General features: G+C 34.9%; 12 protein-coding genes. 3 read left to right on the forward strand and 9 right to left on the reverse strand.

Annotation, left to right across the window (positions count from 1 at the left end):
* Positions 1-24 precede the first annotated feature (24 nt).
* Genes J7E44_RS18415 through J7E44_RS18425 form a run of 3 tightly spaced genes read right to left on the reverse strand, consistent with a single transcriptional unit; the run spans position 25 to position 1812 of the window.
* Entirely contained in the window at positions 25-549 is a 525-nt protein-coding gene (locus J7E44_RS18415) for a hypothetical protein (protein WP_214832201.1), read from the reverse strand.
* 42 nt (positions 550-591) lie between these two features.
* Positions 592-894, reverse strand: coding sequence for a chaperone modulator CbpM (locus J7E44_RS18420; protein ID WP_214832203.1), 303 nt, complete (start codon positions 892-894; stop codon positions 592-594).
* A gap of 3 nt (positions 895-897) precedes the next feature.
* Entirely contained in the window at positions 898-1812 is a 915-nt protein-coding gene (locus J7E44_RS18425; protein ID WP_214832204.1) for a DnaJ C-terminal domain-containing protein, read from the reverse strand.
* Positions 1813-1906: 94 nt separating this feature from the next.
* Between J7E44_RS18425 and J7E44_RS18430 the strand changes: the two genes are divergently transcribed.
* Entirely contained in the window at positions 1907-3112 is a 1206-nt protein-coding gene (locus J7E44_RS18430) for a dicarboxylate/amino acid:cation symporter (RefSeq protein WP_214832206.1), read from the forward strand.
* A gap of 91 nt (positions 3113-3203) precedes the next feature.
* Here the strand turns inward: J7E44_RS18430 and J7E44_RS18435 are convergent, their stop codons facing one another.
* Together J7E44_RS18435 and J7E44_RS18440 are read right to left on the reverse strand one after the other, a co-directional pair.
* Complete coding sequence (locus J7E44_RS18435; RefSeq protein ID WP_214832208.1) at positions 3204-3587, reverse strand: DUF779 domain-containing protein; 384 nt, start codon at positions 3585-3587, stop codon at positions 3204-3206.
* A gap of 343 nt (positions 3588-3930) precedes the next feature.
* Complete coding sequence (locus J7E44_RS18440) at positions 3931-5460, reverse strand: aldehyde dehydrogenase family protein (RefSeq protein ID WP_214832210.1); 1530 nt, start codon at positions 5458-5460, stop codon at positions 3931-3933.
* 180 nt (positions 5461-5640) lie between these two features.
* Here J7E44_RS18440 and J7E44_RS18445 point away from each other — a divergent pair, with 180 nt between their 5' ends.
* Positions 5641-6564, forward strand: coding sequence for a helix-turn-helix domain-containing protein (locus J7E44_RS18445; protein WP_214832212.1), 924 nt, complete (start codon positions 5641-5643; stop codon positions 6562-6564).
* Between the two features lie 49 nt (positions 6565-6613).
* A complete protein-coding gene (locus J7E44_RS18450) occupies positions 6614-7549 on the forward strand; it encodes an alpha/beta hydrolase (protein ID WP_214832214.1) in 936 nt (311 codons plus the stop codon).
* Positions 7550-7613: 64 nt separating this feature from the next.
* Here J7E44_RS18450 and J7E44_RS18455 read toward each other — a convergent pair whose 3' ends face one another.
* The 4 genes from J7E44_RS18455 to J7E44_RS18470 form a co-directional block, all read right to left on the reverse strand.
* A complete protein-coding gene (locus J7E44_RS18455) occupies positions 7614-8003 on the reverse strand; it encodes a hypothetical protein (RefSeq protein WP_214832216.1) in 390 nt (129 codons plus the stop codon).
* 241 nt (positions 8004-8244) lie between these two features.
* Positions 8245-9573: a hydroxymethylglutaryl-CoA synthase family protein gene (locus J7E44_RS18460; protein WP_214832218.1), complete on the reverse strand. Its 1329-nt coding sequence runs from the start codon at positions 9571-9573 to the stop codon at positions 8245-8247.
* A 148-nt stretch (positions 9574-9721) separates the two neighbouring features.
* Positions 9722-12232, reverse strand: a complete 2511-nt coding sequence (locus J7E44_RS18465) for a M1 family metallopeptidase (protein WP_214832220.1) — start codon at positions 12230-12232, stop codon at positions 9722-9724.
* A complete protein-coding gene (locus J7E44_RS18470) occupies positions 12232-12462 on the reverse strand; it encodes a hypothetical protein (protein ID WP_214832222.1) in 231 nt (76 codons plus the stop codon). Before J7E44_RS18470 ends, J7E44_RS18465 begins: the two co-directional genes overlap by 1 nt.
* Positions 12463-12466: the final 4 nt, after the last annotated feature.

Below are 12466 nucleotides of genomic sequence, written 5' to 3' on the forward strand. Positions count from 1 at the left end.
TCAGAGCTGTTTGCTCTGATTTTTTTATTTTATATTTTTCTTTACAGCCTGTATTAATATGTTATAATCCTGCTTAGTCATTGACTTCTGAGGAAACATATAATTATATTTACCTTCCAAAGAAATATAATCCTCATTGATATCAGCTGTTGTGAATTCTTTCCATGTACTGAGTTCATGCTGATCATTAAGATTAACATTAAAAGTTTCACTGTTAAATCTTATTTCATAAATGCCTGCTTTTTCAAGTGATTTTAAATATCTGTTCACCTCTTTTTTCCATCTCGATACCTTGTTGATGGCTACTGAAAGATACACAGCACAAAGAAGGAAAACAAAGCTTATGAAATATAGAACCCCAAAGCTTTCCTGACTTAAATTTCCTTTTAGACAAAATGTTATAAAGAAAATAAGGGCAACAATAATCGTGATAATTGTTTTGCTTTTGGTTGTAGGTGAAAAAAATAAACTTCCCTGATTTCCTTTAAAGTAAATCTCTTCGAAATCCTTTCTGTTTACATTTAGCCTGATCACTTTTTCGTCACTCATTTCGTGAAAGTATTTAATTTGTTTGAAGATTGCAAAACTAAATTAAATATCTTCATAATGAGCATTTATTGCAGAAAGTTTAGTTAAGAGATCTTTATTCTTTTGTTTAAGATCCGCCATTTTCTGAAGCATGTCGTGAATAACCTCTAAACCAGGCAGATTAATTTCAAGATCATAATGCCAATTGGTAAACCTTTCAAAAGCTGGCAGATCTTCATACAATAAATATCGTACATCATCTTCTGTCTGCACCCGAAGCAGGCCATATTCTACCAGTTCATCAAAAAAAGTAATCTCTATATTGTATATTTTTACGAGTTCCTCTCGTGATATCTTCTCGTCCATGGTTTAAGAATTTTTAAGTTGTTCAAAAAGTTCTTTTTGCTTATCAGTAAGATTTGTTGGTAATTTCACTTCATAGGTTACAAACAAATCACCAAAATGCCCCTCTTTTTTATACACCGGAAATCCTTTTCCTTTTAATCTTACTGTTAATCCACTCTGAGTTTCAGGTTTTACTTTTAGATTGACAAGACCATCCAATGTATTTACTTTTACATCTCCTCCTAAAACAGCGGTATACAAATCAACTGACACTTTTGTCTTAAGATCATTCCCTGCTCTTTCAAAATCAGGATCTGGTGGAATACTGAATGTAATATATAAATCGCCTGATGGACCACCGTTAATGCCTGGATTTCCATGGCCTTTTAATTTAATCTGCTGTCCATCATATACTCCGGCAGGAATTGTTATTCTTACCTTTTTACCATTGATCTCAAAAGTCTGTGGGTGTGTTTTAGCAGCATCTTTTAGCTGTAAATTGAGCTCAGCCTGAACATCCTGTCCTTTGAATTTCCCGGAAGCGCTTCCACGAGAGCTTCTCCCAAAGCCTCCACCTTGTCCAAACATGCTTTGAAAAAAGTCTGAAAAATCTTCACCTTCTCCAAAATCAGCCCCTGAATATCCACCCCCATAACTTTGACCTTGATTTTGATATTGTCTTTGCTGTTGTTGAGCTTTCTCATATTCTTCACCATGTTTCCAGTTTTCACCATATTTATCATATTTGCTGCGGTTCTCAGGATTACTCAGAACTTCATTAGCTTCGTTCAGCTCTTTGAATTTTCGCTCAGCCTCTTTATCATCGGGATTAAGATCGGGATGTAGTTTTCTTGCCAGCTTCCGATATGCTTTTTTGATATCATCCTGCGTGGCTTTTTTATCTACGCCCAGAATTTTATAGTAATCTATATAAGCCATAGAAACGTTTATTTACTCAAATTTAGAAAAATTAAGCCTGAAAATTATATAATAATATGTTAAAAATAAACCTATCTTTGATAAAAAGCAGCGCATGAAAGAGGTATTTAAAAACTACTCAGGAATTTTACTTTTACTATTAGGAATCATAGTTGGAAGCATCATCGGCATTACTGCACCCGGATTTGTTGGATACATTAAACCTCTTGGGGATATCTTCCTTAATTTACTTTTTGTGAGTGTTGTTCCATTGGTATTTTTTGCTGTATCTAATTCAATAGCTTCTTTAGAACAACAGTCAAAGTTTGGAAAAATCATCGCTGTGATGTCATTTACTTTTCTGTTCTTTATACTTACTGCGGCTATTTTTACCATTGGCGCTGTTTATCTTTTTCCTATGTCTCCTATTTCAGGAAGTTCACAGATCATATCTGAAGGAACGGATAATGAGACCTGGGGTAACAGGATTGTCAGCTTCTTTACCGTGGGTGAGTTTACAGAGTTGTTTTCCAGAAAAAACATGCTTGCCTTGTTGATATTTGCTTTTCTTACTGGTTTTGCGGCCAGAAAAACCGGTGAAAGCGGAAAACCATTCAGAGCATTTATAGCTTCAGGATATGAAGTGATGAAAGAATTGCTTATGCTTGTTATGAAACTAGCACCAATAGGTCTGGGAGCTTATTTTGCTTATCAGGTAGCTACTGTCGGACCTCAGCTTTTCGGATTTTATGGCAAACCCCTGGGAATCTATTATATTGTAGGGACTATTTATTTCTTTATATTTTTCACGTTGTATACTTTCATGGCCAATGGACGAAATGGAGTTAAGAGTTTCTGGAAGAACGCTCCCTATCCTACACTGACTGCATTAAGTACCTGCAGTAGTTTTGCAACAATGCCTGCGAATTTACAGGCTGCTTCAAAAATTGGTATTCCAACCTCAATAGCCAATCTTGTTATTCCGATCGGCACTACTTTACATAAAAATGGTTCTTCTATATCTTCAATTATTAAGATCTATGTAGCATTTTTAATCATTGGAAAGGACTTTTTCGAACCCTCAAATCTGATTTTAGCACTGGGGATTACTGTTTTTGTAAGTATTGTAGAAGGTGGAATTCCTAATGGTGGCTATATTGGTGAGCTGCTGATGATTTCTGTTTACAAATTGCCACATGAAGCAATTCCTGCGGTAATGATTATTGGAACATTGGTAGATCCCTTGGCTACAGTTTTAAACGCTGTCGGTAATGTCGTCGCAGCTATGTTTGTAAATCGGTTTGTGAAGGTCGATAGCTGAAAGATTTCTGTTAAAATATTTCTAAGAGGATTTATATTAAACTCGAGCAGATTTTGCAGATCGAGCAGATTTTATTTCTGTTGTTAAGATCTTATTCACTGCGCTTCACTGGTTCCAGGTTTTCATATTCTTCAGGAGTGAAAAGTTTATATTCTACTTTAAAGGTTTTACCTAATGGTGTTTCCAAAGAAAAACCTCCCGGACCAAAACCATCTGTAACATCTAATGTAAAGTGGGAGTACTTCCAGTATTCGAACAGATCGCGATCGATCCAAAATTCATGGCCGTTGATGGTTCCAATCATTGCATCATTCATCCGTGGATAGAAACCGCCTTTTTCAAAACATTGGGGCTGGGTTCCTTCACAACATCCACCAGCTTGATAGAACATGAGATCACCATATTTCTTTTCTAATTCCCAAATGACTTCAAGTGCTTTTTCTGTAGCAGACAATCTGGATATTTTTGTTTCCATTTTTTTAGTTTTGAATTAATTGCAAGGTGTATTTTTCTGTTTTTAAGACGCACTTCCCATTAGTATAGCTATCTCTTATAAAGTTAAATAAACCTGACAAAACAAGTCCTGTCAGGCTATATTAACTTAAAATATTAATTGGGTTCACCAATTTATATGATTCTAAAATAATACTGAAAAAGCATTAACATTACAATTTTGCGTGAGGGATAGTAAGGGCGGCGAGGAACGAGCCGGTGCGAAATGAAATGAAGCACCGAAACGAAGTGAAGCCCTGCATAGCCCGACCGTTTTGTCCCGCTGTTAAAGCGGGACAAACGGGCACGCCCTAATATTTAAAAAATTAAAAGAAACCTAATTTATTTTTGTTGTAAGAGATCAGCATATTTTTTGTCTGGCGATAGTGATCCAACATCATTTTATGATTTTCTCTACCAATTCCCGATTGTTTATATCCTCCAAATGGCGCTCCTGCCGGATAAGAATGATATTGATTTACCCAAACTCTTCCTGCCTGAATCTGACGTGGAATGTTATACAATTGATGGGCATCTCGCGTCCAAACTCCCGCTCCAAGGCCATAAATAGTATCATTCGCAATTTTTACAGCTTCTTCTTCATCCTTGAAAGTGGTGAAAGCCAAAACAGGTCCAAAGATTTCTTCCTGAAAGATTCTCATCCTGTTGTTTCCTTTGAAAATTGTGGGTTGGATATAATATCCACTTTCTAAACCTTCGCCAACATTATTTACATCCCCACCCACAAGAATTTCTGCACCTTCTTCTTTTCCTAATTTAATATAGGATAAGATCTTATCTTTTTGAATCTGGGAAGCCTGAGCTCCCATCATTACTGTTTTATCCAAAGGATTCCCAACTTTAATAGCTTTTACTCTTTCAATTACTTTTTCAATAAATGCATCTGCAATATCTTCCTGAACCAATAATCTTGAAGGACATGTACATATTTCACCCTGATTAAGTGCAAAAAGAACCGCCCCTTCTATTGCTTTATCCAGGAATTCATCATCAGCAGCCATTACAGAACTGAAAAAGACATTCGGAGATTTCCCACCAAGTTCCAATGTAACAGGAATAATATTTTCTGTAGCATACTGCATTACCAAACGACCCGTAGCTGTAGAACCTGTAAAGGCCGCTTTTGAAACTTTAGGATTTGTCACTAAAGCTCTTCCTAGTTCTGCACCAAAACCGTTTACAATGTTTACAACACCCGCAGGTAATAGATCGCCAATAATTTCCATTAAAACCATAATAGAAATCGGGGTGCTTTCTGCAGGTTTTAAAACCACACAGTTTCCAGCAGCTAATGCCGGAGCCAATTTCCAAATAGCCATCAATAAAGGAAAGTTCCATGGAATGATCTGTGCGATTACTCCCAAAGGTTCATGAACGATAAGAGAAACGGTATCTTTATCCAGTTCATTGTGTGAACCTTCTTCAGCACGAACGACAGACGCAAAATAGCGGAAATGATCTACTGCAAGAGGTAAATCTGCTGCAAGAGTTTCTCTTACCGCTTTCCCATTGTCAATTGTTTCTACTATGGCAAGATATTCAAGATTCTGCTCTATTCTATCTGCAATTTTATTCAGCATAATACTTCTCTCAGTAGACGAGGTATTTTTCCACGTTTGAAATGCTTTATGAGCAGCGTCTACAGCAAGCTCCAAATCTTCTTTGGAGGAATGGGCTGCCTGTGTGAAGTTTTTTCCATTAACCGGTGATACCACATCAAAATATTGTCCGTTAACCGGAGCTGTAAACTGACCGTTGATATAATTATCATATTTACTTTTGAACTCAGGCCACTGTAAAGTAGTTTCTGATTTTTGTTCTGTTATTGTGCTCATATTAGTATTTATTTTAATTTTTCTGTAAAGCCAAATTACACTTCCGAACCAACAACCAATAGCACAATCCTATAAAAAAACTTCAAAATAGTGCACGACCCGAATTTTATACTTTTTTAACAATACCCTCATTTTATATTTTCTTATATTTGATAGAATGGGCCTTAAACATGTTTAGAAATGAACAATAATAAATTTTTATTAAATACTCCTGAACTGAAAAAAGAAAATCAGCTGATGAGCCTAGTTGAAAATCAAACGAAATTCAATCTAAACAACTGTGAATTTAGCATCTATGAAACCCATAAAGCAGCCTTTGATGTAAAACTTCATTTTGACACCATTGCTTTTACGGCTATGTTGAGAGGAAAAAAACACATGAAGCTGGAAAACAAAACAGGCTATTTTGATTATTTTCCAGGGGAAAGTATATTAGTTGCTCCGGGAGAAACAATGGTTATTGATTTTCCTGAAGCGGATGAAACGCCCTCACAATGTATTTCTTTAAGTTTAAATCCTGATTTTATAGAAGATTCGCTCAATCATTTAAATTATACTCTGCCTAAAGTAGATGAAACTTCCCAATGGAATATTCAATTGGACGAATATTTTCTTTTTAACAATAAATCTCTTGCGTCTGCTACCAACAACATTATGAGAATCGCCATGGATGATAATTCTCAAAAAGATATTATGGCGGACTTTGCTTTAAAAGAACTTTTGATACGACTCATGCAAACTCAAGCCAGAAGTATGGTGGAGAAAAATATTGCTAAAAATAAATCGAGGATAGGTTTTGCTGTAGATTATATCAAAAAAAATCTTCATCAGAAATTATCCATTGACAGTATTGCAAAACTGGCTTATGTCAGCAAATCGAACTTTTTTAAAATGTTTAAAGATGAATTAGGGACTTCGCCCAATGATTTCATTCTTCAGGAACGAATCAACAGAGCAAAAGAGTTACTGGCTGGTCAAAACAGTATTAAAGAGACCGCTTATCAAACTGGTTTTTCGGATACCAATTATTTTACAAGGGTATTTAAACAATTGGTGGGTGTGACACCTAAGAGCTATCAGAATAAGATTATTTTTTTTGATTAAATTAATAGCACTACTATCACTTCTTCTTTATCTTTTAGAAATACGCTGTATGAAACTTTTAAATATTACTGTCAGCCTATTACTTTTTTTAAGCAATATGTACAATTCTCAAACTTCCGGAAGAAAGTTTCAGATCTCCTCTGATTTACAGCAGATCTCTTTATGGCCAAAAAATAGAATACCCGATCAATCCGGTACAAGAGGAGCAGAAATAATAACCTATAAAGGATCACTTACCAATATATCTACACCAAGATTAATTGTCCATCGTCCTGAAAGCCCAAACGGCACAGCTATATTGGTCATCAGTGGCGGCGGGTATGCTCATATTGAATTAGGAAAAGAAAGTACTCCAACATCGAAATGGTTGCAGTCAGAAGGAATTACAGCTTTTGAACTTATTTATAGGCTACCACAAGAAGGTTGGAAGACTACTAATGTTCCTTTTGAGGATGCTCAAAGAGCCATGCGACTGATCAGAAGCTCGGCTAAAAACTATGAAATTGATCCTCACAAAATAGGAATTCTAGGGTTTTCAGCAGGAGGACATCTGGCTGGAATGATCGCAACACAGCCTAATAAAAAATTTTATACACCCATCGATGCTATAGATTCTCTATCCGCAAGACCAGATTTTGTAGGATTGATCTATCCGGTTATTTCAATGCTTCCACCCAATAATAAAACCCACGCTTTTAAAAGTATTCTTGGAACTAATCCTTCTATTTCTGAAGAAGTTGCATTCTCAGTGGAAAGACAAGTGAATGCTCAGACTCCACCTACATTTTTAGCTCAGGCAATTGATGACCCTATTTCTCCTGTGGAGAATAGTACACTAATGAATAATGCCTTAAAGAAAGGAAATGTATCTGTTGAAATGCATTTGTTTCAGAATGGTGGGCATGGTTGGGGAATGGGGAAGAAAGGGAGTGAGGTGGCGGCGTGGTCGGGGCTTTTTAGGAGTTGGACTGAAGTTGGGAAATAATACTTTATTTCAAGTGTTTTAAAGAATTATTAAAAAACCAGTACAAAGCACTGGTTTTAAACTTTTAATTAACATTTTTTTTCCTTTTAAAAATGAACTTTTTATTATCCTTTATAATAATCAAAGTGTCACTATTAGCTTTTTTTATAATTCTAAAAGGAAGATTAGTTTCTCTCCAATAAATAGGAAATTGATTATTTGAAAAAGTATTTGGAATTAAAATATTTTTATTATTTAAATCTTGAGTCTGATAAATAAAATTATACTTTTTGTCTACATAATATTTCCCATCTATATTGAATTCATATCCAATATTATACAATCCTTCTCCACTCAATAGAGTATCAAAAGAATAATCATTAAAATCACGGAGGCTTTTATCCTTTTTATCTGTACAACTAAAAGTGAGTAGAATGCATAAAACAACTACAATGATTGCATAATAATAATTCATAATCTTATTTTTGTAATATTGACTTTAATTTAATAAATCTATCAGCTGACATTGTTCTGTTAAAATTAACATCTATATCGGGAACAGCGTCTATTTCAACATTTACAGATAATACATAAATTTTAGCCATCCTTTGAAACGTCCCGCACTAACTTAATCCTCTTTTTACAGGCACAATTGTATTCTGCATAAACAACACCTCTGAATAGAGATGTTTTTAATGAGTACTTTAAATAATAACTTAGCTCTGATAGGTATAATATCTCGCTCCTTTCGATAATGGATTTTCAAGTTCAACTGAGTCTAATCCAAACCCTTTATAATTTTGATTAATGGATTGGTCCAATTGTTTTCTATGTAGTTTTTCATAGATTTCGAAATTAATTGGAGTTCTATTTTTCAAGCTTTCAAATAAATTCCATTTGGAAACAACTTTTGTCCAGTTTGCAGAAACCTTTCCTGTAAATACTTTAGATTTTGATCCACTTCCATAGCCTAGAAATCCTATTTCTTTTCCTGTCAGATCTTCATCTTCATTATAAGAAGTTTGTAAAGCAGAGAGTAATGCCATAAAGATGGATGCTGTATACATATTTCCTATTTCGGAAGATGCACGTTGTGTCTTTTCAATTTTCTCATTGATGAATTGTAGATAACTTTCAGATTTGGCTACTGCCTTTTGGTCTTCCTGAGTTTCGTAGCTCAGGCCATTTTCTAAACTGTAAATTTCTGTAAACACCCTTTTACCATGAAATGCATAGGGAAGATGGAAGATCAAATACCTCCAGTCTGTATAAGGTTTATCCTTGCCACTAATTTCTTTATAATGATGATAAGCTTCTCTGATCCGATCCTGATAACACTGATTAGAATACTGTCCATCAAAAACAGGTTCATCCATGAATATTTCTATCTTATCAGAAAAGGATTCCGGGGCATCTTTCAGATTTTCTTTTTTATAGTGACGTCTGGGTTTGAAAAAATCGAAAACACTTTCTGTGGCTACTCCCCATAGATTTTCAATTTCTAACAGATCCGGTTGGGAAGAAACTAATAAAGCTACCGCTCCTCCACCTTGCGTATATTCACCAGAAGAAGCCAATTCATATTTTGCATAATCACTGGCAATAACAATTGCTTTTTTATCAGGGTTTACTCTTACAAAATCCAGAGAATTATGTAGTGCATCTACAGCGCCAACACAAGCAAATGTCATATCAACCACATCGCAGTTGTTAAAACACCTTTCACCATAATCTTTTTCCAGCACTTTTTCAACCATCTGCATTGCGTAAGATGCTGTTGGCTTCGCAGCATCTAATGCACTTTCAGTTCCCAGATAAATTCTAGCTATATTTTTAGGGTCAAGATGGTAATCTCTTATTAATTTCAATAACGCCTCGGCGGCAAAAGTAGCTGCATCTTCATGAACATCAGGAAAGCCCATTTTATTTAATCCTAAACCTTTTTCTAATTTTGCAGGTTCAATTCCTCTTACTTCAGCTAAATCTTTTATTTCCAAATATAAAGAAGGTGCATAGTAACTCGCCGCTTCTATTCCAAAACTCATAGTATTCAAATTTTATACGAATTTAAAAAAAAGCACCCGTTTTATTACTCTTATATTATCTTGTTTTTAAAAATCAACCACAATATTTCCGAAAACAAAAAAAACACTTCACAATGGAAGTGCTTTTCTATTAGCTGGAATTACAAGTTTATTTATAATCTTCGATGCTTTTGTTTATGGCATCTATTTGCTTATTAATGCTTGCTGCATTTTGTGGGTTTTGCTTCAATAATTCCATTTTTTTACTAAGACCATCTTTCAACATTTGAGAGATCATCATCTTAGCTTGAGGATTTTGAGCAACCTGACCTTTTGCCTGCCCCAACAATTTGGTAATGCTTTCTGTAGCTTTAAGATCATTTGAAGTCATGATCCAGTTGAAGCCGTCTTCTGCAGACTTTCCTAATTCCGGGTTCTGGAATTTAATAAATGGATAAAAAGCTGCAATAGGAGCAATATTAGCCATTTGAGAAGTTACTTTATTTTTGACCACAATAGGTAGCAACTGTGCCAATAAATCATCGGAAGCTCCTTTTAAATCAATCTTATCTGCTAATGTATTAACTTTAGAAGGATCAACAGTAACTAATGCTGATAGAGAGTTTCCTTTTACTGAGTTAGAAACAGCATTCACTCCTTTTTCAAAAATCGGAATATATTTCTTATCCTTTGTTTTTGCTAAAGCAGCAACAGCAGCACCCTGCACTAAAGTTTTTGGATCATTGGTTGCCAATTTTTCCACATCCGCAGCTAAAGCTTTTGATTGCTCAGGATTGGATAGATCCATTAATTCCAATGCTTTCATTCGTACCCTGAAGTAAGGATCTTTTAAAGCAGCAGACAATAACCTTGTTGCAGCCGGATTTTTACCAACCTGATCCTTAATTGCTTTCAATGCACTATATCTGCTCTTAAATTCTTTAGAGTTTGTGAATTGCATTAAATTCTGTTCAGGAGTTTTTGTCTCTGTAATCTCAGACACCAATACTCCATCAGCATTGATATTGATCAAATCAGGAGTTTTTGAAACATCAAAATTAAATGTATTCTTACCTTCAGCATTTACCCAGACATTATATCTTTTAGGTTTTCCGTTATCATATACATCAAGAGCCAATGGGAATTCAAATAGTTGATCCTGGGTTTGGTTGATCACCAAAGTAACCTGCTTTTTAACAGGTTCAAATGTATAAGAATAGTTCAACTTTGGATTTCCGCTACCAAAATACCACTGATTAAAAAACCAGTTCAAATCTTTTCCCGAAACTTTCTCAAAAGAAAGTCTTAGCTGATGTGCTTCCCCATTTTTATATTCATTGGTCTTCAGGTAATCATTCATTCCGGCAAAGAATGCATCATCCCCTAAATAATTTCTCAACATGTGAAGGATTCCACCACCTTTCTGATAGGTTACAAGGTCAAAAACATCTTCACGGGAATCATAATTAAATCGAACAAGATTTTTCTTAAAATCAGTAGGATTATGAATATACATATTCACATCGCTCATCTGATGATAATCTGCCTGATCTTTACCATATTTATATTCGTTCCATAAGTACTCTGAATAGTTGGCGAAAGATTCGTTTACTGTAAGATTACTCCAGCTTTCTGCTGTCACAAGATCTCCAAACCAATGGTGGAATAATTCGTGAGCAATAGTATCTTCCCATTTATTCTCATCAATCAGCTGTCCCGGTTTTTGTAAGATATCACTTCCATGAAGTGTTGCCGTAGTATTTTCCATAGCTCCACTTACATAATCCCTCCCGGAAATCTGCGCATATTTTGCCCAAGGGTAATCATAACCCATTTTCTTAGAGAAAAACTCGATCATCTCCGGAGTATTTCCGTAGATCTGTTTTGCATAAGGTTCATATTCCTTTTCTATGTAATAATCCACCGGAATATTTTTCCATTTGTCTTTTACGATAGCATAATCTCCAACTCCCATAAAAAACAGATAAGTAGAATGTCTTTTATCCATAACCCAGTGATCCGTTCTCTGTCCATTTGATTCTTTCTGTGAGTCTTTTAAAATTCCATTGGAAAGGGTAACATATTTATCAGGAACGGTCATATAAATTTCCTGAGTGGTTTTCTGATTGGGTTTATCAATTGTTGGGAACCAAGCTGAAGAAGACTCGGTTTCACCCTGAGTCCAGATCTGAATTGGTTTATCAGGATCTTTTCCCTGGGCATTAATAAAATACAACCCTTTTGCATCATTAATTGCTGCACTACCCTCTTGTTTTACTTCATTTGGGCGCGATGTATATTTAATATAAACCGTATAATCCTGATCCTTCTGGTATGTTTTATCTAAATTAATAGTTAAAACATCATCTTTATATTCATATTTTAAAGGAGATCTTTTACCGTTGTTATCTAAAGCCACTTCATGAATCAGCATACTCTTAGCTTCCAGAACCAATTGATTTGTGGGATAAAAATAAGGTGAAGCAGTAAGCCACTCTTCACCACCCATCTGTTCTTTCTGATAATCAAAATTTACTTTAAGTTTGGTATGTTTTAGTTCCGTTACTTTAGTGTGTGTTGCTCTGTATACTTTTTCTCTTCCTGACATTTCAGTTTGTGCTGATACATGAGCAGAAAAGAAAATTCCTAATAAAGCAATCGATAAAATGGCCTTTTTCATTATTTTTTAGAATTATTTTTAGTTATTATCTCGAAAATATCATTGACTAATGTTTCGTAATCCCCTTTTTTAAGCTGTTCTTTAGTTTTAGCAAAAGCTTTTTTAAGTTCACTTTCTGGGTTTTCTTCATCAATGATCTCTACTGAATCTACGCCCTTCAATTGAAGGATGGCATTTTGTAATAGTTCGAGGTCTATTTTTTGATCTGTATTTATTTTTAAATATTTCATTGTG

The sequence above is a fragment of the Chryseobacterium sp. ISL-6 genome, from assembly GCF_018613715.1.
GTDB lineage: Bacteria > Bacteroidota > Bacteroidia > Flavobacteriales > Weeksellaceae > Chryseobacterium > Chryseobacterium paludis.